This window comes from Acinetobacter psychrotolerans, assembly GCF_048552595.1.
Classification (GTDB): domain Bacteria; phylum Pseudomonadota; class Gammaproteobacteria; order Pseudomonadales; family Moraxellaceae; genus Acinetobacter.
In genome coordinates, this window is sequence record NZ_JBIMDK010000002.1 from 181,072 (window position 1) to 205,765 (window position 24,694).

Annotated in this window: 25 protein-coding genes and 1 pseudogene; 17 read left to right on the top strand and 9 right to left on the bottom strand. The window is 38.4% G+C overall.

Going from position 1 to position 24,694, the window contains the following annotated elements; genetic code table 11:
- The first annotated feature begins 21 nt into the window (after positions 1–21).
- From ACG94X_RS02635 to ACG94X_RS02645, 3 genes are all read left to right on the top strand, one after another.
- Positions 22–693 (top strand): histidine phosphatase family protein, encoded by a 672-nt coding sequence (locus ACG94X_RS02635; RefSeq protein ID WP_419382179.1) that lies wholly within the window; start codon positions 22–24, stop codon positions 691–693.
- Positions 690–1,436: an adenosylcobinamide-GDP ribazoletransferase gene (locus ACG94X_RS02640; protein WP_419382180.1), complete on the top strand. Its 747-nt coding sequence runs from the start codon at positions 690–692 to the stop codon at positions 1,434–1,436. The genes ACG94X_RS02635 and ACG94X_RS02640 overlap by 4 nt, the downstream gene beginning before the upstream one ends.
- 111 nt (positions 1,437–1,547) lie before the next feature.
- Positions 1,548–1,886: a DUF5713 family protein gene (locus ACG94X_RS02645; RefSeq protein ID WP_419382181.1), complete on the top strand. Its 339-nt coding sequence runs from the start codon at positions 1,548–1,550 to the stop codon at positions 1,884–1,886.
- 155 nt (positions 1,887–2,041) lie between these two features.
- On the opposite strand, the gene ACG94X_RS02650 is transcribed toward ACG94X_RS02645, so the two are convergent.
- Positions 2,042–3,535 (bottom strand): amidase, encoded by a 1,494-nt coding sequence (locus ACG94X_RS02650; protein ID WP_419382182.1) that lies wholly within the window; start codon positions 3,533–3,535, stop codon positions 2,042–2,044.
- Between the two features lie 156 nt (positions 3,536–3,691).
- Entirely contained in the window at positions 3,692–5,185 is a 1,494-nt protein-coding gene (locus ACG94X_RS02655) for a GGDEF domain-containing protein (protein ID WP_419382183.1), read from the bottom strand.
- Positions 5,186–5,431: 246 nt separating this feature from the next.
- Between ACG94X_RS02655 and ACG94X_RS02660 the strand changes: the two genes are divergently transcribed.
- Complete coding sequence (locus ACG94X_RS02660; protein WP_419382184.1) at positions 5,432–5,908, top strand: hypothetical protein; 477 nt, start codon at positions 5,432–5,434, stop codon at positions 5,906–5,908.
- Between the two features lie 82 nt (positions 5,909–5,990).
- Here ACG94X_RS02660 and accC read toward each other — a convergent pair whose 3' ends face one another.
- The 4 genes from accC to ACG94X_RS02680 all read right to left on the bottom strand — a co-directional run bounded on the left by accC (position 5,991) and on the right by ACG94X_RS02680 (position 9,818).
- Positions 5,991–7,355 (bottom strand): acetyl-CoA carboxylase biotin carboxylase subunit, encoded by a 1,365-nt coding sequence (gene accC / locus ACG94X_RS02665; RefSeq protein ID WP_419382185.1) that lies wholly within the window; start codon positions 7,353–7,355, stop codon positions 5,991–5,993.
- Positions 7,356–7,371: 16 nt separating this feature from the next.
- Positions 7,372–7,788 (bottom strand): acetyl-CoA carboxylase biotin carboxyl carrier protein, encoded by a 417-nt coding sequence (locus ACG94X_RS02670; RefSeq protein WP_419382186.1) that lies wholly within the window; start codon positions 7,786–7,788, stop codon positions 7,372–7,374.
- 23 nt (positions 7,789–7,811) lie between these two features.
- Positions 7,812–8,267, bottom strand: a complete 456-nt coding sequence (aroQ, locus tag ACG94X_RS02675) for a type II 3-dehydroquinate dehydratase (RefSeq protein ID WP_419382187.1) — start codon at positions 8,265–8,267, stop codon at positions 7,812–7,814.
- Positions 8,268–8,501: 234 nt separating this feature from the next.
- Positions 8,502–9,818 carry a Y-family DNA polymerase gene (locus ACG94X_RS02680; protein ID WP_419382188.1) on the bottom strand — a complete coding sequence of 439 codons (1,317 nt, stop codon included), beginning with the start codon at positions 9,816–9,818 and terminating at the stop codon, positions 8,502–8,504.
- Positions 9,819–10,242: 424 nt separating this feature from the next.
- Between ACG94X_RS02680 and ACG94X_RS02685 the strand changes: the two genes are divergently transcribed.
- The 3 genes from ACG94X_RS02685 (at position 10,243) to ACG94X_RS02695 (ending at position 12,917) form a co-directional block, all read left to right on the top strand.
- A complete protein-coding gene (locus ACG94X_RS02685; RefSeq protein WP_419382189.1) occupies positions 10,243–11,214 on the top strand; it encodes a putative oxygenase MesX in 972 nt (323 codons plus the stop codon).
- 44 nt (positions 11,215–11,258) lie between these two features.
- On the top strand, positions 11,259–12,287 hold the full coding sequence (locus ACG94X_RS02690) for a methionine synthase (RefSeq protein ID WP_419382190.1): 1,029 nt from the start codon (positions 11,259–11,261) through the stop codon (positions 12,285–12,287).
- 135 nt (positions 12,288–12,422) lie between these two features.
- A complete protein-coding gene (locus ACG94X_RS02695) occupies positions 12,423–12,917 on the top strand; it encodes a flavin reductase (RefSeq protein ID WP_419382191.1) in 495 nt (164 codons plus the stop codon).
- Positions 12,918–12,931: 14 nt separating this feature from the next.
- Here the strand turns inward: ACG94X_RS02695 and ACG94X_RS02700 are convergent, their stop codons facing one another.
- The 3 genes and pseudogenes from ACG94X_RS02700 to pcaU form a co-directional block, all read right to left on the bottom strand.
- Positions 12,932–13,630 carry a DUF1826 domain-containing protein gene (locus ACG94X_RS02700; protein WP_419382192.1) on the bottom strand — a complete coding sequence of 233 codons (699 nt, stop codon included), beginning with the start codon at positions 13,628–13,630 and terminating at the stop codon, positions 12,932–12,934.
- 67 nt (positions 13,631–13,697) lie between these two features.
- Positions 13,698–14,244 (bottom strand): annotated as a pseudogene (locus tag ACG94X_RS02705) (transposase family protein); the annotation flags it as partial.
- Between the two features lie 207 nt (positions 14,245–14,451).
- Positions 14,452–15,267, bottom strand: a complete 816-nt coding sequence (gene pcaU / locus ACG94X_RS02710; protein WP_419382193.1) for an IclR family transcriptional regulator PcaU — start codon at positions 15,265–15,267, stop codon at positions 14,452–14,454.
- Between the two features lie 298 nt (positions 15,268–15,565).
- Here pcaU and ACG94X_RS02715 point away from each other — a divergent pair, with 298 nt between their 5' ends.
- The 10 genes from ACG94X_RS02715 to aroD all read left to right on the top strand — a co-directional run bounded on the left by ACG94X_RS02715 (position 15,566) and on the right by aroD (position 24,685).
- Positions 15,566–16,237: a 3-oxoacid CoA-transferase subunit A gene (locus tag ACG94X_RS02715; protein WP_419382194.1), complete on the top strand. Its 672-nt coding sequence runs from the start codon at positions 15,566–15,568 to the stop codon at positions 16,235–16,237.
- A 22-nt stretch (positions 16,238–16,259) separates the two neighbouring features.
- Positions 16,260–16,913 carry a 3-oxoacid CoA-transferase subunit B gene (locus ACG94X_RS02720; RefSeq protein WP_409512968.1) on the top strand — a complete coding sequence of 218 codons (654 nt, stop codon included), beginning with the start codon at positions 16,260–16,262 and terminating at the stop codon, positions 16,911–16,913.
- A gap of 162 nt (positions 16,914–17,075) precedes the next feature.
- On the top strand, positions 17,076–18,278 hold the full coding sequence (gene pcaF / locus ACG94X_RS02725; RefSeq protein ID WP_419382195.1) for a 3-oxoadipyl-CoA thiolase: 1,203 nt from the start codon (positions 17,076–17,078) through the stop codon (positions 18,276–18,278).
- Positions 18,279–18,300: 22 nt separating this feature from the next.
- Positions 18,301–19,656, top strand: coding sequence for a 3-carboxy-cis,cis-muconate cycloisomerase (pcaB, locus tag ACG94X_RS02730; protein WP_419382196.1), 1,356 nt, complete (start codon positions 18,301–18,303; stop codon positions 19,654–19,656).
- 8 nt (positions 19,657–19,664) lie between these two features.
- Positions 19,665–20,441 (top strand): 3-oxoadipate enol-lactonase, encoded by a 777-nt coding sequence (gene pcaD / locus ACG94X_RS02735; protein WP_419382312.1) that lies wholly within the window; start codon positions 19,665–19,667, stop codon positions 20,439–20,441.
- Between the two features lie 42 nt (positions 20,442–20,483).
- Positions 20,484–21,839, top strand: a complete 1,356-nt coding sequence (gene pcaK / locus ACG94X_RS02740) for a 4-hydroxybenzoate transporter PcaK (RefSeq protein WP_419382197.1) — start codon at positions 20,484–20,486, stop codon at positions 21,837–21,839.
- 14 nt (positions 21,840–21,853) lie between these two features.
- The gene (gene pcaC / locus ACG94X_RS02745; protein ID WP_419348335.1) at positions 21,854–22,288 is read left to right on the top strand and encodes a 4-carboxymuconolactone decarboxylase; all 435 of its coding nucleotides are present in this window, start codon (positions 21,854–21,856) and stop codon (positions 22,286–22,288) included.
- A gap of 26 nt (positions 22,289–22,314) precedes the next feature.
- The gene (gene pcaH, locus ACG94X_RS02750; RefSeq protein ID WP_419382198.1) at positions 22,315–23,040 is read left to right on the top strand and encodes a protocatechuate 3,4-dioxygenase subunit beta; all 726 of its coding nucleotides are present in this window, start codon (positions 22,315–22,317) and stop codon (positions 23,038–23,040) included.
- Positions 23,041–23,056: 16 nt separating this feature from the next.
- Positions 23,057–23,686 carry a protocatechuate 3,4-dioxygenase subunit alpha gene (gene pcaG, locus ACG94X_RS02755; RefSeq protein ID WP_419382199.1) on the top strand — a complete coding sequence of 210 codons (630 nt, stop codon included), beginning with the start codon at positions 23,057–23,059 and terminating at the stop codon, positions 23,684–23,686.
- A gap of 138 nt (positions 23,687–23,824) precedes the next feature.
- On the top strand, positions 23,825–24,685 hold the full coding sequence (aroD, locus tag ACG94X_RS02760) for a type I 3-dehydroquinate dehydratase (protein ID WP_419382313.1): 861 nt from the start codon (positions 23,825–23,827) through the stop codon (positions 24,683–24,685).
- Positions 24,686–24,694 lie beyond the last annotated feature (9 nt).

Genomic DNA, 24,694 nt, shown 5'->3' on the forward strand with positions numbered 1-24,694 from the left:
CAATAAAGGACTACATTCACAATGCAATTGAAGATTGATTTACTCCGTCACGGCGAAACCACTTTGAGTCATACTTTACGTGGATCAACCGATGATGATTTGACAGAATTGGGTTGGCAACAGATGCAACAAACCATTTTCAATGATCAAATGGATCAGTCTTCAGCTTCTAGCTATTTGGTGTCAAAAAATTGGCATGTTATTTTTACTTCACCATTAAAACGCTGTGCTTTATTTGCAGAAACTGTTTCTGAACAATTAAGTATTCCTTTACTAAGTGATCCACAATTACAAGAAATGCATTTTGGTGATTGGGAAGGATTAAGCCCCGAATATATCTATAAAAATGAGCCTGAGTTGTTGGCAAATTTTTGGCAGCAACCGACTCAATTCACACCGCCAAATGCTGAAAGTATGCAGAACTTTCAAAGCAGAGTATTTAAAGCCTTAAAAAATATTCAATTAAAGATGCTTGAAAATAATCTACAAAATGCTTTGATTGTGACACATGGTGGTGTAATCAAACTTTTAAAATGTATTGCACTGCAACAACCGTTAGATGATATTTTGAAAATGTCCGCTGAATTAGGGCAGTTAAATTCGTTTGTTTTAGACAGTGAAACGATGCAGCTACAATTGTTAGCATCTGCTACTTTGGAAAAGGATATAAACATGTTGGAGCAAAATAAATGACACCATTTTTCATTGCTTTACAGTTTTTAACCACATTTCCGATTCGGCTTAAAAACATGCCATCTCAGTTACAGAATGCACAATCGTTGTTGTTTTATCCTTTAGTTGGTTTATTGATCGGCGGTGTTTTATTTGCTATTGCCTATTTTTTACAGGCTTTACCTATTGTTTTACTCAGCTCCATCATTCTTATTATTTGGATTTGGCTTACAGGTGGTTTACACCTCGATGGCCTCGCTGATATAGCGGATGCATGGGTCGGTGGGCTTGGTGATAAGGAACGTACCTTAAGCATTATGAAAGACCCTGCATGTGGGCCAATCGGTGTACTCAGTTTAATTATTTTGTGTATGGTTAAATGGTCAGCTTTATATATTTTATTGCAAAAACAACTTTATACAGCACTAATCTTATTTCCAATTTTAGGTCGTTTAGCACCACTATTTTTATTTCTCACGACTGAATATGTGCGTAAAAATGGTTTAGGTTCTTCAATTTCGCAATATATTCCTAAAACTTGGGCAATGATTATTTTTGCACTCTGTTTGTTAGTTATGGCTTATTTTGGATGGGTGGGTTTAATCACTGCGATTATATTTATTCTTACGCTGTTGTATCTACGTCATAAATTTATTCAGAGAATTGAGGGTATTACAGGTGATACAGTTGGTGCTAGTATCGAAATTGTAGAAGCTGTAAGTTTATTCAGCTTTGTGATTCTGAGTTTCTATTTAACGGTTTAATCAGCGCTTGGTCAGCGTACTTAAAATATAGTTTTTGATACTATCATGATTCTAAAATATGCTAAATTACTTTGAAAATAACATCCTCATAAAGGAATAAGAGTGAGTTCAATGATTAAAAATCCTCAAATCAATGCACATGAATTTTTAGTTGATATGTATAGTGATGATTATTTTCCTAATCATTTGGTCGATAAAGTAAAGCAAGTACTACTGAATCTGTGTGAAAAAATTGAGTCAAAGCAGCCCGAAAATCTTGAAGAACTTTATGTACTAACACATGAAGCAACAGAAAAAATTAATGATTTACAAAAAGAGTTTGATGAAGCCGATAGTGAGATTGAAACAGTGGCTAGAGAAAGTATTGCCGAGAACTTTGATTTTATTGCTCAAATTTATGGGTTTATTGATGCTGATGTGGAAGAGTTAATTTCAGGACGTGATTGGTGATTTTAGTTCAATACAATTTTTATAAAATACTCATACTTATTTAATTTTAATCAATTATCAATTTAAAACATCTAAGTATATGTAAAATATTATGAATTATTTTAAAAGTGAGCAATTTTGATTGCTCACTTTTTGCTGAGTAAATATTTTTTAAATTATACCTGAATGGATGAATATCTTAGATTCCAAGGTTGAGCTTGTTCCAACTGTGCCGCCAATTGTAAAAGAAGATCTTCACGTCCAAAGGGTGCAACAAATTGCGAACCTAACGGTAGATTATTTTTATCCCAATACAACGGAACAGACATTGCAGGTAAGCCCGTAATATTTGCCAATTGCGTAAATGGAACCCACTGTAAATTGTTTTTAATCAATTGCTCAACAAATTTACCTTTGGCTAGTACATGCGCCTGATCGACTTTTAATAAGCCTTTTAAAATAGGGATCTGCCACGCAGGTGTTTTGACTTCACCATTTTTCGGTGCAACGGAAGCAGTTGAAGGAACTAAAAACAAATCATAATGATCAAAATATTGATTCATTTGAGAAACGTAAGTGCTCCAACCATTCAAATTTTGAATGTAGTCTGTTGCCGTAGTTTTTGCACCAAATGCGGCAATTGCTAATGTATCTAATTCAAAATCGCGATCTTTGGCCCCCAATTGTTGTTTTACTTGGTTAACTGTATATGCACATTGGCTAAACCATGTGGTAATAAAATCTTTAGCGAGCACCATACCATCAATTTGTGGCTTTGCTTCCTCAACATAATGACCTAAAGATTCTAATAATTTAGCGGTATTTTGAATGGCTTGTATAGCATCTTTAGAGACTGTCGTCCCAATCGGAGAGTCTGTAGAAAAGCCGATTCTCAAACGTTTCGGCACTTTCTCGATCACCTTTAAATAGCTTTCAATCGGGCTTTGAATATTAAATAAAGATGAATGCTCAGAACCATGTGTAGCATCTAACATTGCAGCACTATCACGAACAGACTTGGTTAATACATGTTGCATAGCTGCACCATGCATTTGCTCACTGACTTTAGGGCCCCACGGCGTACGTCCACGGCTTGGTTTTAATCCAAACAAACCGCAGTATGATGCAGGAATGCGAATTGAACCTCCGCCATCACTTGCACCTGCAATGGGTACAATACCCGCAGCAACTGCAGATGCAGAACCGCCAGACGACCCACCACTGTTATATTTTAAATTCCACGGATTTTTACAACTTCCCCAAGCTTCAGATTCAGTAATCCCTTTAATTCCAAACTCAGGTGTATTGGTTAAACCAAAAGTGACAGCGCCTGACTTTTCCCAACGACTGACAATTTCAGAATGCTCGGTTGCAATATATTTGGCTTTTTTTAATGCCATCGAACCAGAAGAGGTCGCAATACCTGCATATTCTTGATGTAAATCTTTTAATAAAAAGGGTAATCCTGAAAATTGACCTGAATGCGTATTGTGTTTCGCACGTTCAAGGGCTTGTTCATACATAGGAATGACGATTGCATTAATGTGTGGATTAACCTTTTTAGCACGCTCAATGGCAATATCTAAAAGTTCATGTGCTTGTACTTGTTTTTGTTGAACAAGTGCTGCTAAACCTAATCCGTCATATTGGACATATTCTGAAAATTTCATAGCATTCCTTTGCTTTTATAGACCACTGAATTGAATATCTAAATTTTAACGATAAATGAATGTTTCTATATTTAAAATCATTCAACATTCACAATCATTTATTATTAAAAAATAACTATTTAGATATTACGCATTAGCCCGTGATTAAACAATAAATTATTGCTTTTGCAAATAATGCTCTATATCTAAAATAGGCTCAGCGTTCAAAGTACTTTCTATACATAATTGATTGCGACCTTTTTCTTTAGCTTGATACAGCGCATCATCCGCACGTTGAATTAACTGTTGGAAAGGGATGCAATAAGGCAACGTTTGATAACTTAAACCGATACTAACGCTAATGTTTAACACGCGACCATCATCTAAATAAATAGGTGTGTCATACACAGTATTACAAATTCTTTGTGCAATACTGATACTTTGTTCTAAACTTAAATCTTTGAAAAGGATTGCAAATTCCTCTCCACCCAAACGTCCAAATAAATCATTTGAACGGATAAGCTCTTTGACTTGATTGGTAAATTTTTGCAAGACAAAATCACCAATCACATGACCATATTGGTCATTAATTTTTTTAAAATAATCTAGATCTAACAATAAAATTGTCACGGTTTGCGCTTGTTGTTTTTCCACTTCCTTGGTGACCGTTCGCTCACTTTCTTCATAAAAAAAACGACGATTCATTGTTGTCGTTAAGCTATCGTAATTGGCAAGATACAAAATTTGATGATAAAGTTTTTGTCTATTTAAACTAATAATGGATAAGGTCAATGGCCCTAAAGCCAACATGAGTAGACCAATCCGCACAGACAGTGTTGTCGCAAGGTAAGCATCTGGAGATTGCGCAATATAATAAGCAGAAAGCGAATTATAAAGCAGCATACAGACGAAACAGTTAATAATAGATACAAAAAATAAATTATAGCTTAAAGCTGCCCAGATCAAGGCAGCAATTGGGAACATGATTGCACCAGGACCAATAAAGAAATGGGTCAAAATAACAGATAAAATGACTGCGCCTAATGGCAGGAAATTTTTATATTGAAAAGGTTTTGTTTTAATATCATGAATATATTGCTGAAAAACTTTCTTTTCTGGTATTGCCAATATAATTGGTAAGAATGTGACCACGTTCAAAATTTCACCTGTCCACCACATGCCAAAATCAATCCAAATACGATCCATTTTCATAAATGTATTCGGCAAATGTGGAACGGTTAAACTGGCAAATATCGGGGCAGCTAAACAGCCGCCAAAAGCACTAATTGCAAATAAATATAGAAAAGTTAAACCTTTATTATATTGTTTATAATCTAATTTGAATAAACGAATTAAACTCAGAGATACAATGACATGAATTAAGTTGGCTAATGTTAAAAATAACGTGACTAAAAATGTATTCCCAGTAATCAAGTCGGCAGTCATAAAGCCTGTAAACGCACCCAACCAGCCTCCGACATTTTTTAGCGCTTTAAATCGGAGAAATAACCCGACCAATATAGCATTGGCTGGCCATAAAATAGCGAGAAATAACAATGGTCTACCCAATATACCAACCAATGCACAAATAAATATAGTGATTGCAGTAATCAAAAATGCATTTATTATTTGTTTAAGATGGTTATCTGAATATTGTGTAAATGTTGACAATAGCTTGCCCTATGTATGATTTACTTTGAAATTTGAGCAAAATCGGCTGAAATTGTTCAGTTATTTTAAACATAGTTGTAAGCATATCTTTTTGTGTTTATAAATCAATCGTTATAGTCTTTATGTTTACAAATTTAGTTGGTTTTATATCATACAATAAAGATTGTTCATATATGGTTATTTTTGCATGTTTTATTTTAATTTTATGCTAATTTATCTGAAATAAAATCTTTACATAGATTTGGTATGAAAAACACATCATTTATAATTTCTTTACTGCTTAGCCTGTCTGCATATTCACATGCAGATCAACCTCAAGTGGTTAATGCTGTTAGTCCAGAAACTGCTGCGAACTTAATTCGTATAAATACCCGACCTGAAATTTTAGGTTTGTGGGGCATGGAAATTCCAACAAATAAGAAATGTGTGGAATATTATAATTTTCGCGGTTCGAACGAAGTTGTTGTCAACAGTGGAAAGGAGTGGTCAATCGGTTTGTTTGACTACCAACCATCACCAGATAATACTTTAGAAAAACCACCTGCATTAATTATGCAGGTTAAGTATGAAAATAACGAAACTGATTGTTCTGGACGTAAAGAAGACCAAACAAATGAAGTTTCACAATATTTTGTCAAATGGGCAAATAAAAATACTATTGATTTCTGTACCACAGAAAAAGCAGATCAGTGTTTTGCCAAGTTGCGTCGAGTTTTACCTTAAGTGATTTAAATCATTATTCAATATTGTTAATAAAAAACCTCTGAAATGCAGAGGTTTTTTTTGGATCACTTAAAAGTATAAATTAAGTATTTTTTTCATTCGTTTGTAATTGCTTTAACAAGTGATTTTCAAGGTAATGAATATCCATTGCTTGTTTACAGAAGTTTTTATCTTCAAGAATCAAATCTTTATGTAAAGGAATATTGGTTTTAATCCCAGTCAAAATCATTTCATCTAAAGCTTGCTTCATCCGTGCAATTGCAGTCTCACGGTCTTTACCATAAGAAATCAACTTAGCAATCATAGAATCATAATAGGGTGGGATGTTATATCCTTGATAGATATGAGAATCTAAACGGATTCCCGCACCACCTGGTGCATAGAATGATTCAATCTTACCCGGTGAAGGCATAAAGGTAGATGGATCTTCAGCATTGATACGGCATTCAAGAGCATGTCCTTGAATTTTAATATCTTCTTGCTGTAGGTTTAGACCTAAGCCTGCTGCAATTCGAAGTTGCTGCTCAATAATATCGATACCCGTCACTTGTTCTGTTACAGGGTGCTCAACTTGAACACGAGTATTCATTTCAATAAAGAAAAACTCACCATCTTCAAATAAAAACTCAAAAGTTCCCGCCCCACGATATTGAATGAGCTTACACGCATTTACGCATGCTTCTAAAATGTGCGCACGTGCTTCTTCTGGAAGGTTTGGTGCAGGTGCTTCTTCAAGTACTTTTTGATGACGGCGTTGTAAAGAACAGTCACGATCATATAAATGAACGGCATGACCATTACCATCTGCCAAAATTTGCACTTCGACATGACGTGGTTTTTGTAGAAAGCGTTCCATATAAACAGTGTCATCACTAAACCACATTTCTGCATCACGTTGTGCTGCTTGAACAGATTCGAGTAGTGTGTCTACACGTTCAACAATACGCATCCCACGACCACCACCGCCTGAAGCTGCTTTCACGATCAGTGGAAAACCAATTTCTTTGGCTTCAGCTAAAGCATTACTTGGCGTAACAGCATGCGCTGAACCAGGAACTGTAGGTACACCAGCTTTACGCATCGCCATAATCGCAGAAACTTTATTGCCCATTAAGCGAATATGTTCTGGTCGTGGACCGATGAAAATAAAACCTGAACTTTCAACAATTTCAGCAAATTCGGCATTTTCAGATAAGAATCCATAACCCGGATGGATCGCATCTGCACCAGTAATTTCAGCAGCAGTAATAATGGCAGGAATATTTAAATAACTTTCGCTACTCGCACCTGGTCCAATACACACAGCTTCATCACAAAAACGTAAGTGCATTAAATCTTTATCAGCATCTGAATAGATACCAACTGTTTTAATGCCTAAAGTTTTACAAGCTCGGGTGATGCGCAGGGCAATCTCACCTCGGTTTGCAATTAAAACTTTTTGTAACATATCAACCCCCTCACTATTACGCGCGGTAGCGGAATAAAGGTTGACCGAATTGGATTACATCACCATTTTTAACTAAAATTTCTTCAACTACACCGCTTTGCGTTGCTTCAATTGGGTTCATGATTTTCATTGCTTCGATGATCCCTAAAGTCTCACCCGCAGAAACAGTTTGCCCAACATTCACAAAAGGTGCTTCACCTGGACTTGGTGCTGAATAGAATACGCCTACCATTGGAGAAGTTTCGACTGCGCCACGAGAAGCTGCTTTAACTACAGGCGCTTCCACGAATGATGCTGTAGGTACTACACCAGCAGCAACCATAGGATTACGACGAGTTAAAGCAATCGATTGATCACCTTCTTTCACTTCAATAGCTTGAAGGTCAGATTCGATCATCAAATCGATGAGCTTTTTGATTTTGCGAATATCCATGGGTTCGTATTCCTATTCCTAATTTATGATTGGGTTGAAGATTGAATTTTATCGATGGCGTAATCAAGCGCGAAAGCATAACCTTTCGAACCTAAACCACAAATTACGCCCACGGCTTTATCTGATAAAAAAGAATGATGTCTAAATGCTTCACGAGCATGAACATTAGAAAGATGTACTTCAATAAATGGGATGGCAACGCCAAGTAGGGCATCACGAATAGCAACAGAAGTATGAGTGAGTGCGGCAGGATTAATAATAATAAATTTTATGCCATCTTGCGATGCTTGATGAATACGATCAACAACAGCACCTTCCCAATTGCTTTGGAATGTGTCTAAAGTAATATTGGCTTGCTGAGCTTGAGCAATGAGTTGTTGGTTAATATCATCCAAAGTAAGGTGACCGTAGACATCGGGTTCTCGCTTTCCTAGCAAGTTAAGATTTGGTCCGTGGATGACCAAAATGGTCGAACTCATTAAGTCTGCTCCAATTATAAAGTTGCAAAAAACTTTGCTAGATGTCTGCAAAGTTTGCATATTATGGCATGTTTTTCTACAGTGACTTTATATTTTCTTTTAATTGTCGTAGAAACAGTCTGCCATACATGGGCTATATATTGTTAATTTTGTGCATAAATGGCAATGCTAAAATATGACAAATTTTATAGGTGTTTCGTAATTTTCACATATTAAATGGATTGACGAAACTGTTCATTTATTTTGTATAACGGCCATGTGTGAATCGTCAATACATAGCATTTCTCCCCAGCAAGTTGTATAGCGTGGAGAGCGATTCTGTTGCCGCATTTTCCATGCTGTACTTGCGGAAGAATAACCAATTTGAATACAGTCACCACCAAAGCGTTCTTTCATGCTAGAGAGTGTATTCATCAACTGTTCTCGTTGCTGAACCAGTTGGACTGGATGCCATAAATCATCAATATGTTGGCACTTGGGGTACAGTGCAGAAAACATCACAGCAACTTTAACATATTTTGTATTTTCTTTAAATAAAACATCTATTTGCTGTAGTGATTTCTTGATTAAAATAAGTAAATCATCTGTAGCATATTCTAATCCTATGACATAACGATGACTTTTTTTATAAGGCGGTTTCGTGGTTTTTTCGTACAACGAAACATGCACAAATGCACACAGTTGTTGTTGCTTTGAAAGTCTTTGATGTGCTCGATTGACATGGAAAATTATCGCTTGTTTAATAATTTCAATATTGTTTAAAGCAGAAGCAAAACTGCGTGAGGATAGGATGCGCTTAGACGGAATAGTTGGGTCGTCCAAAGCAATGCAGGATTGACCTTTTAGTTCACGGATGGTACGTCCAATCACCACGGAAAACTCTCGGGCTAGGTGGTGCTCATTGGCAAAAGTTAAGTCATAGCAATTCTGAATGTTATAAGCCTGTAATTGTTTGCTTGTTTTGCGTCCAACCCCCCAAACCTCAGCAACATGCGTTTCGAGCAATAAACCTTCAAGACTGCATAAATCTAGCTGCGTCAGGTCACAAACGCCTTTGAATCCTTGTCGTTTCTTAGCAAAATGATTAGCCAGTTTTGCTTGAGTCTTACTGTATCCAATGCCAATACTACAGGGCAGACCGATCCATTTCTGAATGGTATCTATGAGCTTTTGACAATATTCATGCAAATTAAACACATCTCGATAAGAACTCAAATGAATAAAACACTCATCAATTGAATAAGCTTCTAAATCTTCAGGTTTAAAAAAAACTTCTAAAATTTTAAAGAAGCGATCAGACAAATCCCCATACAAGGTGTAGTTACTGGAATACGCGATTACTCCTGCTTGAGTTGCTTCTTTTTCGATTTCATACCACGGTACAGCCATATTAATATTCAGGGCTTTGGCTTCATTACTACGTGAAACAACGCAGCCGTCGTTATTACTGAGCACAACAACAGGTTTATTATTTAAACTTGGATTAAAAACGCGTTCACAGCTCACATAGCAATTATTGATATCAATAAGTGCGAATATTTGCTTATTCATAGCTGTTTTGAAAAAGTTACGAATTCAAGTTGTATAATAGAATTAGATCAAAATAAATGCAAATTTAATATTGTTGATAAAAGTTTGGATTCATCAAGTCACGATATGGTTTAAATATAAAACCGAAATTCTAGCTATTTTGATCAATCAAAAAGATGAACATACTAATATTTTATATAAATAATATGAAGTATTTTCATCATTGATAATGTATGAGGTTTTATCTTAAGCAAGGGTTATATTGATCAAAGCTGAGTTGGTTCAGTTTTCAGCCCTTATTCTTAATAAATAGAATAGAATCACTAAACATGAATTTTACTCATCTTTAGGTTAGATTAAATCATTTTTATTCATGTATGGGTTCAGGTATCTTTAGCTCATTCAAGAAATTTATGTTTTATCTCAGAAATTAGGGGCGAGCACCATGAGTCAAAAATTCGCATGTTCAATTAAGCGCATTCGTTTCGATGAAAACTATCAACCTGCTGACAACACACGTTTGACAACAAACTTTGCCAATTTGGCTCGTGGTGAGCATCGCCAAGAAAATTTACGTAGAACTTTGGCAATGATTAACAACCGCTTTAACACCTTGGCGAGTTGCGATAATCCAAATGCTGATCGTTATTCACTTGAAATTGATATTATCTCAGCAGAGATTGATATTGAGGGAAATGGAAATACGTTCCCTTTTATTGAAACACTCAAAAGCACAATCATTGATCATCAAACCAATGAGCGTATTGAAGGCATGATTGGCAACAGTTTTTCTTCTTATGTGCGTGATTATGATTTCAGTGTGGTATTGCCTGAACTTGGTTTTAAAAGCAATGAAAAGCCTGAAGATTTTGGTGATTTACACGGCAAGCTATATCAGCATTTAGTTAATTCAGAGATTTTTAAAACAGAATTTAAAAAACAGCCTGTGATTTGCCTGAGCGTTTCGACCTCAAAAACTTATTACCGTACAGCAAATATTCATCCTGTGCTTGGTGTGGAATATCAAAATGATGAATATTCACGTACCGATGAATATTTCAAAAAAATGGGGCTAAGCGTTCGTTATTTCAAACCTGAAAATGCGACTGCGCCATTGGCATTCTATTCAGCAAATAACTTATTGACTGACTATACGGACTTTGAGTTGATTAGTGCAATCAGTACCATGGAAAGCTTCCAAAAAATTTACCGTCCTGAAATTTATAATACTAACTCAGTTGCAGGTTTGGTTTACCAACCAAGTTTGGATTTTCAGGATTTTTCCTTAACTCGTATTGTTTATGATCGTGTTGAACGTGGTCAATTGGCGGTAAAGCAAGGTAAATGGACTGAAGAAAACTTCATCAAACCTTATCAAAATATTCTTGAACAATGGGCTGAAAGCTACGCTGCTTAAATACCTACGTTGCTGCATAACACAAATATAGAAGATCATTTATTATGAAAATTTTACTCCCAACATCAACAGCAGGCAGCTTACCAAAACCATCTTGGTTGGCAGAACCAGAAAAACTTTGGTCACCTTGGAAATTACAAGGCGATGAGTTACTTGAAGCGAAACAAGATGCTTTGCGTTTATCTTTGCAAGAACAGCAACATGCAGGCATTGATATTGTCAGTGATGGTGAACAAACTCGTCAGCATTTTGTCACGACATTTATTGAACATTTAGATGGTGTGGACTTTGAAAAGCGTGAGACGGTACGTATCCGTAATCGTTATGATGCAAGTGTGCCATCTGTTGTGGGTGCTGTAAGTCGTCAAAAACCGGTATTTGTTGAAGATGCAAAGTTTCTACGCAGTCAAACCACACAACCGATTAAATGGGCACTTCCTGGTCCAATGACGATGATTGATACGTTATATGATGGTCATTATAAAAGCCGTGAAAAACTGGCTTGGGAATTTGCTAAAATTCTCAATCAAGAAGCACTTGAGTTAGAAGCTGCGGGTGTCGACATTATCCAGTTTGATGAGCCAGCATTTAACGTATTCTTTGATGAAGTGAATGATTGGGGCGTGGCGACTTTAGAACGTGCGCTTGAAGGTTTGAAATGTGAAACTGCGGTACACATTTGCTATGGTTATGGCATTAAAGCCAATACAGATTGGAAAAAGACTTTGGGTTCAGAATGGCGTCAATATGAAGAAGCCTTTCCAAAATTACAAAAATCTAAGATCGACATTATTTCACTTGAATGTCAAAATTCTCGTGTCCCAATGGATCTCATTGAACTTATTCGAGGTAAAAAAGTGATGGTCGGTGCCATTGATGTGGCAACCAATACCATTGAAACAGCAGAAGAAGTTGCCGATACTTTACGTAAAGCACTTCAATTTGTAGACGCTGATAAGCTTTATCCATCAACCAACTGTGGTATGGCGCCATTAGCACGTGAAGTAGCACGTGGTAAACTCAATGCTTTAAGTGCTGGTGCTGAAATTATTCGTAAAGAACTTTCAGCTTAATTCTGAGCTTTTAAGAATTGAGTTTTTTAGAATAAGGATAGGTAGTGATGATTTGGTCAATCGTTCTGATTGATCGAATTATCATTTGCTCATTCCGAATTGAAATAAGCCAAATTCAAATTTGAGATTGAAAAGATGATTGAAGCGACTGACTTTAGAAATGCAATGTCTCTGTTAACGACGGCTGTAAATGTCATTACGACAAAAGGCGAGACAGGGATGCATGGATTTACGGCATCTGCTGTGTGTAGTGTGACCGATACACCACCGACATTGTTGGTTTGTATGAATCAATCTTCTCGTTCTTATACTCATTTTATGGAAAATGAAATTTTGTCTGTGAATGTATTAGGTGCACAACATGAGCACATTTCAAATGCATTTGCTTCAAGTAAATTTAATTCTGAACAACGCTTTAAACTTGGCTCTTGGGCAAAACTAGAGACGGGTGCACCCATTTTAAAAGATGCTTTGGTCAGTTTTGATTGTCAGATTGAGAAAATTCAGGAAGTCGGAACACACAGTATTTTTATGTGCCGTGTGGTTGCTATTCAGCACAGTCAGCAAGATGAAAGTTTAGTCTATTTTAATCGTGCTTATCATTCGGTTGGGCAGGTAGAAATCGCTTAAATTTAAGCTTTATTTTAACAAATCAGCAGTAATCTATACTCACCATCTTTTTCAAAAGGTGCTCTATGTACACAGGGTAAGACCTGTTGTTTTGGATGTTCTACCGCTAAACGCCACAGATGCCCTGATCCTAGATTTACAGGTTGTGAATTTTCTTTGGCTTGATAATGCAGATCAAAACAATAGTCTGTTAAGAAAGCTTCAAACTCATCTTCTGTACCTTCATATATTTCTTTAAGTTTTTCTCTGATGCTTGGAATGCTAATTTTTTGCTCAACCTGATCATTGGGCAAAATATCACTTGCAGGGCCATAATAAGTACATAAAAAAGTATTGGTTTCAATGGGTGCACGGTCTACATGAAATGAATATACATCGGTTGAAATGAAATCAAGTTCATCATCTCGTTCATAATTTTTAAGCAAATTTAGAGAGGGTGATGCACCGAAATCGCTTAATAGTTGGATGTCATTAAGAATAGTTTCTCTTGCAATATGACCTTGTTCTGAAAGTTGTAACGCTGAAAGATTTTCAATCGAAATTTCAGTTATATTTTCTATGAAATCAAGCTTGGACACGATTTCCTGAAAATCACCAACAAGATTTCTATGCCAGCAAATGGCATTCGAATCTCCTTGAAAATGAGTATTTACAAGTTCAGAAAAAGTAGAAACCACTTGAATTTGAGTATTGTCAGAAAATGTATTTTTCATATAAGAATTAAATGATAAATCATATTTGATTATACAGTCAGTGCTATAAAAATAGAGAGTGATTAATCACACAAAATGCGGTAAATACCCCAGTCTGAATGTGTTTGAATATATGTGAAGTCAGCCACCCAAAGGTGGTTCGGTTAGCTTGCACTAAAATTACGTTTTACCAAGCCACATGATGTTGACCATGCAGATTTCGTTTAGCTCGATGAGCTGGATTCTCGGCGAGATCTAACGTTCGATAATAGGTAGAAGGTGCGATAAGTAAAAATCTACAAATCACCTCAACTCCATACAGATTCTTATTGTTGTGGATCAAATCTACCATTAAAAGCAGCAGCTTTACGTAAAATCTCATTGGCACGTTACAGTTCTTTATTTTCACGTTCGAGCTGTTGAATACGTTCTTGGTCTGAAATCAGTTGTATTTTGACTGGATTCTGTTTGCCTAGATATTTCAAGTACCAAACACGTAGTGTTTCAGGAATACAGCCAAGCTTAGGGGTAATTGCAGAAACTGCAGTCCAATTAGATGGATAATCTTTTTCAGATTCAATGACAAGTTGAACTGCTCTAGTTTTAATTTCTTGGATATATGTTTTCATTTTCATCGGGACATTCTCTCAGGAAAAGTAGTCTCCGACATACCTGGTACGGTTCACTTTTAAACTCTATATTTGAGTAGTCATAGTTTAAAAATATTGACCGAATTAGATAAACTTTGTACTGAAGTTATCAGTAATGTAGATTGAGTTCGACAACTAATTACAAGCTGGTAAAAGTATAAAGATAAAAGTCATTGTTTTTGCTTAATATAATTAGATTACATTTCTAAGTTCCCTTGCTGTTTCCTGAAGTAAAGGTAAAATTTGTTGTATTAAATATTCTTTGGTCGATCTTGCAGTTGGAGAAACTATATTTAGTGCAGCTACGATATTTCCCTTAGGGCCATAAATTGGAACAGCCAATGCATGAACACCGAGTTCATGCTCTTCATTTGAATAACACCAATCTTGTTCTTTAACTGCTTCCAATAAGGATAAAAATGAAGTGTTATCAATGATGCTATATTTGGTTAAACGCTTTAATGGATATTTTTCGAGCCATTTAATTTGTTCCGCAATATCTAAGTGTGCAAGTAATATTTTACCTGCTGATGTTGCATGTGCTGGAAGACGGTTACCTAAATGTAAACCATAAGGATTTACTCGATCTGTTTGTTGATGAGAAGCACTTCGAGCAATAGTGATTGCTTCAAAACCATCAAGTACCATCACTGAAAAAATAAAAGATGTTTGTGTTGTTAATAGATTTAAAAGTGGCTGACAAATTTTAGGTAATTGTGAACCACTCAAATAAGCACCTGAAAACTTTAATACTTTAGGAGTTAAATAATAATAATGACCATCGAAATCCAGATAACCTAAATATTCTAGTGTCAATAAATGTCTTCTTGTTGCAGCGCGAGTTAATCCAGTTTTCTCTGCTGCCATGGAGACATTTAAACGATGTCTTTCTGGACCAAAACATTCTAATATTGCCATTCCTTTACTAATGCCAGCAATAAAGTCTTCATGACGTATTTGCTTCTGATTATCAATATTTATCAGCACTTTTTTATTTTCATTTAACAAATTTTCACCATAAACATAAAAATATTTTATCTAATCAACACAAGATAATACAACAGCCAGCTTAATCAAAATTATGATTAAGATTAGAATAAAACTAAAACAATTGTTCGATCATCGAACATATATTCCAGTGATCGAACAGTATCGCATTTTTAAACTAGATGAATATTAAAAAAACGACAAAAATGATCAATAGGAATTCTAATGAAATTACTCGGGATTGAGTAAAACTTTTCTTAGTTCAATATTAATTCATTGAGTTCCGTTTTGAGATGCATGGCTAGACGGAGTTGCCCTAATGATCAATAAAAGTACCGCTTCATTAACAGAAGCACTCTCCCAAATTAAAGATGGCTCTACCATTATGATTGGCGGTTTTGGTACAGCTGGACAGCCTGCTGAACTGATTGATGGTTTGATTGAGCTTGGCATTAAAGATCTTGTCATTGTTAATAATAACGCAGGCAATGGCGATTATGGCTTGGCCAAACTGCTTAAAACTGGTGCTGTACGTAAAATTATTTGTTCATTCCCTCGTCAATCAGACTCTTATATTTTTGATGAAATTTACCGTGCAGGCAAAATTGAATTAGAACTGGTTCCACAAGGCAACTTGGCGTGTCGTATTCAAGCTGCGGGCATGGGCTTAGGACCAATCTATACCCCAACAGGTTTTGGAACTTTGCTTGCAGAAGGCAAACCAACACTGAATTATGAAGGCAAGGACTTCGTCCTCGAAAATCCAATTAAAGCTGACTTTGCACTTATAAAAGCACACCAAGGCGACCGTTGGGGTAACCTTATTTATCGTAAATCTGCACGTAACTTTGGTCCAATCATGGCAATGGCGGCTGATGTCACTATCGCACAAGTCTCTGAAATAGTTGAGCTTGGGGTTTTAGATCCTGAGCACATCATCACCGCAGGCATTTTTGTACAGCACGTTGTACAAGTTCAAGCTGCACAGTAACTATTGGATTCGGAGATTAAAAATGAGCTATACCAAACTAAGCCGTGACCAAATTGCTGAACGTGTTGCACAAGATATTCCTGATGGTGCTTATGTCAACTTAGGCATTGGTTTACCGACTAAGATTTCAAGCTATTTACCCTCAGACAAAGATGTATTTCTTCATTCTGAAAATGGTTTATTAGCCTTTGGCCCACCACCTGCTGAAGAAGATCGTGATCCTGAACTTATTAACGCAGGTAAAGAATTTGTCACTTTACTTGATGGTGGTGCTTATTTCCATCATGGTGATTCATTTGCCATGATGCGCGGTGGTCATTTAGATATTGCCGTTTTAGGTGCATTCCAAGTGGCTGAAAATGGTGACTTAGCGAATTGGCATACAGGTGCACCTGATGCAATTCCTGCGGTAGGCGGTGCGATGGACTTAGCGGTTGGTGCCAAAAAAGTGTTTATTACCACAGATCATGTCACCAAAAAAGGTGAGCCTAAAATCGTTGCAACCCTTGATTATCCTGCCACAGGTTTGAAATGTGTCGATCGTATTTACACAGATTTATGTGTAATTGATGTGACGGTGGAAGGCATGAAAGTGATTGAAAAAGTTGAAGGCTTATCTTTTGATGAATTGCAGTCAATGACGGGTGCAAAATTGATTGATGCAACCCAAAAGTAACCCCCTAACACCTCTTTTTAAAGAGGTCGAAAAGTCCCTCCTTTAAAAAGGAGGGATTTAGGGAGGATTAAACCATTGGTTTTAGTTCCCTTAAATCCCTCCTTGCGCAGTAACACTGCTCACCCTTTAAAAAAGGGAGGAGCTTTCTTTTAGGATTTAAAAATGAAAAATGCCTATATTATTGATGCCATCCGTACCCCATTTGGTCGATACGCAGGTGGTTTATCCACTTTACGTACCGACGATTTGGGTGCTATTCCACTTAAAGCTTTAATGGAACGCAATCCAAGCGTTGATTGGGAAAAAGTTGATGATGTGATTTACGGCTGTGCCAACCAAGCAGGTGAAGACAATCGCAATGTCGGTCGTATGTCGGCACTGCTTGCAGGTGTACCATACCAAGTGCCTGCAACCACAGTAAATCGTTTATGCGGTTCTTCGCTTGATGCTGTCGCAATGGCAGCACGCGCCATTAAAGCAGGTGAAGCTGATCTCATCATCGCAGGTGGTGTAGAGTCAATGTCACGCGCACCTTTTGTCATGGGTAAATCAGAATCTGCATTTGGTCGTGGTCAAAAGATGGAAGACACCACCATGGGGTGGCGTTTTATCAATCCAAAACTCAAAGAATTATATGGTGTAGAAACCATGCCACAGACTGCGGAAAACGTGGCTGAGCAATTCAATATTAATCGTGCTGATCAAGACCAGTTTGCGCTCATTAGTCAGCAACGTACTGCTACGGCACAAGCAAATGGTTTCTTCAATAAAGAAATCATTGCAGTGACGATTCCACAGCGTAAAGGCGATCCAATTGTGGTGGCAAAAGATGAACATCCACGTGCCACCACAATTGAAGCTCTGACCAAGTTAAAACCTGTGGTCAAAGTTGAAGGTACTGTGACAGCGGGAAATGCCTCAGGTATTAACGATGGTGCAGCCGCTTTATTGATTGCGTCTGATGAAGCTGTTGAAAAATATAGTTTAAACCCACGTGCCAAAATCATAGGGGCAACCACTGTCGGTGTTGAACCTCGCATTATGGGCTTTGCCCCTGCACCTGCTATCAAAAAGCTACTCAAACAAGCCAATCTAACATTAGAGCAGATGGATGTGATTGAACTGAATGAAGCATTTTCAGCTCAAGCTTTGGCGGTTACTCGTGACCTAGGTCTTGAAGATGGTGCAGCACATGTCAATCCAAATGGTGGTGCTATTGCATTGGGTCATCCGTTGGGTGCTTCGGGTGCACGTCTAGTCACTACAGCACTCAACCAACTTGAAGTAACAGGTGGTACATATGCGCTTTGCTCAATGTGTATTGGGGTTGGTCAAGGTATCGCTTTGATTATTAAGAAAATTTAAGAAAATTTTAGGAATATCGATCATGAGCCAGTTATATGCCAGCTTATTTTACCAAAAAGAGGTGACTGAAATTTTCAGTGATCGTGCATTGGTGTCTTACATGATTGAGGCTGAAGTTGCCTTGGCAAAAGCACAGGCTCAGGTTGGTATCATTCCTGAATCTGCCGCAATCGCAATATCTCAAATTACCCATACTGCGATTAATCATATTGATTTTGATGCTTTAGCGATTGCAACAGGTTTGGCTGGTAATATCGCGATTCCTTTTGTGAAGCAATTGACTGCAATTGTGAAACAAAGCGATGTAGATGCTGCACGTTATGTACATTGGGGTGCAACCAGTCAAGATATTTTAGATACTGCCTGTATTCTGCAATGTCGAACAGCACTGAAACTGATTGAGTCTTTAATTCATCAATGTTACCGCACTGCATTGAATCAAGCTGAACAATATCGCTCGCAAGTGATGATTGGACGCACATGGTTACAACAAGGCTTACCGATTACTTTGGGGCATAAATTCGCACGCTGGGCTTCGGCATTTCATCGTGATTTAGCACGTATTGAAGCCATGAAAGCGCGTGTCTTCACGGCGCAATTGGGTGGAGCTGTTGGTTCATTGGCTTCATTACAAACTCAAGGAACAGCGGTCATTCATGCATTTTCAGCACAGCTACAACTGACAGTACCGAACTGTACATGGCATGGTGAGCGCGATCGAATTGTTGAGATCTCAAGTGTTTTAGCGATGGTGACAGGCAATTTGGGAAAAATGGCGCGTGACTGGTCATTGATGATGCAAACTGAAATTGCAGAAGTATTTGAGCCTGCAGCGAAAGGACGTGGTGGGTCATCAACAATGCCACATAAACGTAATCCTGTTGCTGCTGCTTCCGTTCTGGCAGCAGCTAATCGTGTTCCAGTTTTGATGTCGAGTTTATATCAAAGCATGGTACAGGAACATGAGCGTAGCATAGGCGGATGGCATGCAGAATGGCTAGCATTACCTGAAATTTTCCAACTTTGTGCGGGTGCTTTAGAGCGTACTTTAGATGTTTTACAAGGGATGCAAATCAATGCTGAAAACATGCAACGAAATTTAGATTGCACACAGGGTTTGATTATGGCCGAAGCTGTGATGATGGCTTTGGCACCGCATATGGGGCGCTTACAGGCACATCAAGTGGTTGAAGCTGCATGCAAAACGGCGGTTGAAAAAAGTGTTCACTTAAAAGAGGTCATTACTGAACTTGATCCAGTCAAGGCCTATTTCAGTGAAAGTCAGATTTCAGAAATTTTTAAACCTGCATTATATCTCGGCAATATTCAAGATCAGATTGATGCAGTTCTGCAGGAAGCAAAAGGAGAGGCAAAGTGAATATCACGATGACCAATCGTCAAGGCAAAACTTTATCCGTGGCAATCAGTGGGCAAGACAATGCACCAGTGATTATGTTTTCAAATTCATTGGGCACAGATAAAGACATGTGGCAACCCCAAGTTGTCGCCTTTGAACAACAGTTTAAAGTGGTGACTTATGACACCCGCGGTCATGGGGAAAGTGATGTGATTGAGCAGACCACTGTACAAAATCTTGCAGAAGATGTGATCGATATTTTGAACGATTTAAACATTGAAAAAGCACATTTCTGCGGTATTTCAATGGGTGGCATGACGGCTTTGTTGTTAGGTATTCACCATGCAGATCGTTTTCATAGCATCACTGTTGCGAATTCAGCAGCCAAAATTTGGAATGAAGACGGTTGGAATGCGCGTGCAGATACTGTCACAGCCAATGGCTTATTAGACTTGGTTGCGACTACGCACACACGTTGGTTTAGTGAGCAGTTTGATTATCAACACGATGCTTTGGCTCAACGTACCATTCAGTCTTTAGCGACTACGCCAGCATTGGGTTATGCAGAATCTTGCCGAGCGCTTGCGCAAGCAGATCTATCTACTCAAATTCAACAGATTCACATTCCAACTTTAGTAATTGCAGGCGCGTTTGACCCTGTCACGACAGTGGCAGATGGCGTCTTTATGCAACAACAGATTCAAAATAGTGAATTAGCAGTGATTGATGCATCGCATCTTTCCAATATTGAGCAACCTGAGCTGTTTAACCAAACTCTCAGTCAGTTCATTGGATCGATTCAATAGTTTAAGGATTTTTAAAAGGACTTTCAGCCCAAGGAGGCAGGTATGGCGTCTCAGGAATACGCTACTCAAAAAACGAGTATAGACGCACAAGCACTGATTAATGATGCACCGATTAGCAAATATCAGTGGTTGATCGCAATTGTATGTTTTCTCATTGTTTTTGTTGACGGTATTGATACTGCGGCAATGGGTTTTATTGCTCCAGCCTTGGCACAAGACTGGGGGATAGACCGCTCGCAACTGGGTCCAGTCATGAGTGCGGCTTTAGGCGGTATGATTATTGGCGCTTTGGTGTCTGGTCCAACCGCTGACCGCTTTGGGCGAAAGATTGTTTTAAGTGTTTCGATGCTGATTTTTGGTGGCTTTACTTTGGCATCGGCCTATGCGGCTGACTTAAATACCTTGGTGGTACTGCGCTTCTTAACGGGTATTGGTTTAGGTGCAGCGATGCCGAATGCAACCACGCTATTTTCTGAATATTGCCCACAGCGATCTCGCTCGTTACTCGTGACCTGTATGTTCTGTGGTTACAACTTAGGTATGGCGACAGGTGGTTTCATCAGCAGTTGGTTGATCCCAACCTTTGGTTGGCACAGCTTATTCTTATTGGGCGGCTGGTCTCCACTGATCTTAATGTTTGTGGTGATTTTCTTCTTGCCAGAATCATATCGTTTCTTGATTGTTAAAGGACGTGATAAGGCAAAAGTGCATCAAATTTTGTCACGTATTGCACCAACTCAAGTAGAGGGTGCAACTGAGTTTCATGTGCCTGAAGAAAAAACTGACGATGCGAAGAAGAAAGGCGTGTTTGGCATGTTGTTCTCGCAGAAATATGTCAAAGGTACGGTTTTATTGTGGCTGACCTATTTTATGGGTTTGGTGATGATTTATCTACTCACAAGTTGGCTGCCAACTTTAATGCGTGAAACTGGTGCAACCATGGAACGTGCTGCATTTATTGGTGGTTTATTCCAGTTTGGTGGTGTGCTCAGTGCTTTATTTATTGGTTGGGCAATGGATCGTTTCAACCCGAACCGGATTATTGCAGGTTTTTACTTTGTCGCAGGGATTTTTGCATTTGCCGTAGGACAGAACTTAGCTAATCCAACATTACTTGCCATTTTAGTGCTTTGTGCAGGAGTTGCGATTAATGGTGCGCAGTCGGCAATGCCTGCACTAAGTGCTCGTTTTTATCCAACTCAGTGCCGTGCAACAGGTATTGCGTGGATGTCAGGGGTTGGTCGTTTTGGCGCGGTATTTGGTGCATGGATCGGCGCAGTTTTACTGGGTAATGATTGGTCATTTACCGCCATTTTAAGCTTGCTCTTAATTCCAGCAACAGCAGCAGCAGTCGCTATTTTTGTTAAATCACTGGTCGCACATACCGATGCGACTTAATTGAGGTTTCTCCTATGAATGATGAACAACGTTATGAACAAGGAATTACCGTACGCACTGAAGTACTGGGTGAAAAGCATGTAGGTCGTTCACTTGAAAACTTGAATGATTTCAATACTGACTTTCAAAATTTTATTAGCCGTTTTGCGTGGGGCGAAGTCTGGTCTAGACCAGGGATGCCACGTCACACCCGTAGCTTAGTCACCATTGCCGTGTTATTGGCATTGGGTCGTGAAGATGAACTTCGTATGCATTTACGTGCTTGTTTTAACAATGGTGTGACCAAAGACGATTTAAAAGAGTTGATATTGCACTGCTCACTATATGCCGGTTTACCCGCAGCCAATGCAGCCATGCACATGGCAGAAGAAGTTTTTGCAGATTTGGGCATTGCCCCGCAAAAACTGAGCGAACAGCAGCTCAGCCAAGAACAAACTAATCAAGAGTAATGGAACAAGATTTAGAGGGACGCCATATGTCGCAAATTACTTTAGGTGCTTATGCACAACGCAATACAGAAGATCATCCGCCAGCATATGCACCAGGCTATAAAACAAGTGTATTACGCTCGCCAAAAAATGCTTTGATTTCGATTGCAGAAACTTTAACAGAAGTGACTTCACCACAGTTTAGTGCCGAACAGTTTGGGCCTAAAGATAACGATTTGATTTTAAATTATGCCAAAGAAGCTTTACCGATCGGTGAGCGCATTATTGTGCATGGCTATGTTCGTGATCAATTTGGTCGTCCTGTAAAAAATGCTTTGCTCGAAGTGTGGCAAGCCAATGCTTCAGGTCGTTATCGCCATCCAAATGATCAGTTTATTGGTGCGATGGATCCAAACTTTGGCGGCTGTGGCCGCATGATGACCGATGCAAATGGTTATTTTGTATTCCGCACCATCAAGCCAGGTCCGTATCCTTGGCGTAACAGTATTAATGAATGGCGTCCTGCACATATCCATTTTTCATTACTTGCTGATGGTTGGGCACAGCGTCTCATTTCACAGTTCTATTTTGAAGGCGATACATTGATTGATTCGTGTCCGATTATTAAAACCATTCCTTCGGAGGAACAACGTCGCGCGCTGATTGCTCTTGAAGACAAGAGTAACTTTATTGAAGCAGATAGTCGTTGTTATCGTTTTGACATCACTTTACGTGGGCGTCGTGCGACTTATTTCGAAAATGATTTGACTTAAATTCAGCGAGAACAACATGAACCATTGGAACTTTCAAGAATTGCATGAAACACCATCTCAAACAGGTGGGCCATATGTACACATTGGTTTGTTGCCACAACAAGCCAACATCGAAGTTTTTGAAAATAACTTTAATAATCAGTTAGTTCAAGAAAAAACATTAGGCGAACGTATTCGCTTAGAAGGTCAAGTGTTTGACGGCTTAGGTTTACCACTACGTGATGTATTGATTGAAATCTGGCAGGCGGATGCCAACGGTGTGTATCCAAGTGCGGCTGATATTCAAGGTAAAGTGGTCGATCCAAACTTCCTCGGTTGGGGACGTACAGGTGCAGATTTCGAAACTGGTTTTTGGAGTTTCAATACCATTAAACCGGGTTCCGTTTTAGGACGTAAAGGGACAACTCAGGCACCGCATATAGCACTGATCATTTTTGCTCGCGGAATTAACATTGGCTTGAATACCCGTGTGTATTTTGAAGATGAAGCTGAAGCCAATGCACAAGATCCTGTACTGAAAGGCATTGAGTGGGCACCTCGTCGTCAAACCCTCATCGCAAAACGAGAAGAGCGGGATGGTGAGGTGGTGTACCGCTTTGATATTCGTGTTCAAGGTGAAGATGAAACTGTCTTTTTAGATATCTAAGTAAAACTAAACGTAAAACAATTTATATCAATGATAGAAAAATGTTTATACGTGGTGATGGCATGATCCATTTCATCCATCCCACGTATATTTGCTCTTGATGACAGAAGAAGAGTATTGAAAATACAAGGAAATGTAATAATGAAGATTAAAAAAATTGCGATGCAACTTTGCTTAAGTAGTGCTGTTTTAGCAGCAATGCCATCTGCATTTGCAGCTGAATCGGCTCAATCAAGCGCACAACACTATATGGTGAAAAACCTCAATATTGGCGACTTACCTGTCAAAACTATTGTACCGATTACCGCAAAAACAGCAGAGCAAGCCATTGCTCAAGCGCAAGTGATTGCCAACAACCCAAACGCAGATGTTGCTGAGTTTCGCATCGACTTATTGGAATTTGCTGCCGACAGCAAAAAAGTAATTGCACTAGGTCAGCAGTTGAATCAAATTTTAAAAGACAAACCGTTGATTGCCACCATTCGTACCTATAACGAAGGTGGAAAAATGAAGGTGTCTGACCAAGAATATGAAAAAATTTATCGTGAATACCTGAAAAATCCATTTATGCAATTGCTGGATATTGAAATGTTTCGTGATGCGAGCAGTGTAGCGAAATTAATCAAATTGGCGCATAACAAGAACGTGTTGGTGATTATGTCGAATCATGATTTTGCAAAAACACCGGAGCAACAAGACATTGAAAATCGCTTGCTAAAACAAGATCAAATGGATGCCGATATTCTTAAAATTGCGGTGATGCCCAAGTCAAAACAAGATGTCTTTACCCTCATGAATGCCACGCTGGCTGTAAGTCAAAAAACTCAAAAACCATTGCTGACTATGTCGATGGGGCAATTAGGGACGATTTCACGTGTCGCAACTGCCAATATGGGGGGCAGTTTAAGTTTCGGCATGATTGGTGAAGCCTCTGCGCCGGGTCAAATTGATGTGACTCAACTCAAACAGTTACTGAAAACAGTACAGCCAACCCCTTAAATGCACTGT

Bases quoted from the DNA above. Each gene is read 5' to 3' on its own strand.
- ACG94X_RS02635 (WP_419382179.1), top strand. From the start codon at position 22: ATGCAATTGAAGATTGATTTACTCCGTCACGGCGAAACCACTTTGAGT.
- ACG94X_RS02640 (WP_419382180.1), top strand. From the start codon at position 690: ATGACACCATTTTTCATTGCTTTACAGTTTTTAACCACATTTCCGATT.
- ACG94X_RS02645 (WP_419382181.1), top strand. From the start codon at position 1,548: ATGATTAAAAATCCTCAAATCAATGCACATGAATTTTTAGTTGATATG.
- ACG94X_RS02650 (WP_419382182.1), bottom strand. From the start codon at position 3,535: ATGAAATTTTCAGAATATGTCCAATATGACGGATTAGGTTTAGCAGCA.
- ACG94X_RS02660 (WP_419382184.1), top strand. From the start codon at position 5,432: ATGAAAAACACATCATTTATAATTTCTTTACTGCTTAGCCTGTCTGCA.
- accC (WP_419382185.1), bottom strand. From the start codon at position 7,355: ATGTTACAAAAAGTTTTAATTGCAAACCGAGGTGAGATTGCCCTGCGC.
- ACG94X_RS02670 (WP_419382186.1), bottom strand. From the start codon at position 7,788: ATGGATATTCGCAAAATCAAAAAGCTCATCGATTTGATGATCGAATCT.
- aroQ (WP_419382187.1), bottom strand. From the start codon at position 8,267: ATGAGTTCGACCATTTTGGTCATCCACGGACCAAATCTTAACTTGCTA.
- ACG94X_RS02680 (WP_419382188.1), bottom strand. From the start codon at position 9,818: ATGAATAAGCAAATATTCGCACTTATTGATATCAATAATTGCTATGTG.
- ACG94X_RS02685 (WP_419382189.1), top strand. From the start codon at position 10,243: ATGAGTCAAAAATTCGCATGTTCAATTAAGCGCATTCGTTTCGATGAA.
- ACG94X_RS02690 (WP_419382190.1), top strand. From the start codon at position 11,259: ATGAAAATTTTACTCCCAACATCAACAGCAGGCAGCTTACCAAAACCA.
- ACG94X_RS02695 (WP_419382191.1), top strand. From the start codon at position 12,423: ATGATTGAAGCGACTGACTTTAGAAATGCAATGTCTCTGTTAACGACG.
- ACG94X_RS02700 (WP_419382192.1), bottom strand. From the start codon at position 13,630: ATGAAAAATACATTTTCTGACAATACTCAAATTCAAGTGGTTTCTACT.
- ACG94X_RS02715 (WP_419382194.1), top strand. From the start codon at position 15,566: ATGATCAATAAAAGTACCGCTTCATTAACAGAAGCACTCTCCCAAATT.
- ACG94X_RS02720 (WP_409512968.1), top strand. From the start codon at position 16,260: ATGAGCTATACCAAACTAAGCCGTGACCAAATTGCTGAACGTGTTGCA.
- pcaF (WP_419382195.1), top strand. From the start codon at position 17,076: ATGAAAAATGCCTATATTATTGATGCCATCCGTACCCCATTTGGTCGA.
- pcaB (WP_419382196.1), top strand. From the start codon at position 18,301: ATGAGCCAGTTATATGCCAGCTTATTTTACCAAAAAGAGGTGACTGAA.
- pcaD (WP_419382312.1), top strand. From the start codon at position 19,665: ATGACCAATCGTCAAGGCAAAACTTTATCCGTGGCAATCAGTGGGCAA.
- pcaK (WP_419382197.1), top strand. From the start codon at position 20,484: ATGGCGTCTCAGGAATACGCTACTCAAAAAACGAGTATAGACGCACAA.
- pcaC (WP_419348335.1), top strand. From the start codon at position 21,854: ATGAATGATGAACAACGTTATGAACAAGGAATTACCGTACGCACTGAA.
- pcaH (WP_419382198.1), top strand. From the start codon at position 22,315: ATGTCGCAAATTACTTTAGGTGCTTATGCACAACGCAATACAGAAGAT.
- pcaG (WP_419382199.1), top strand. From the start codon at position 23,057: ATGAACCATTGGAACTTTCAAGAATTGCATGAAACACCATCTCAAACA.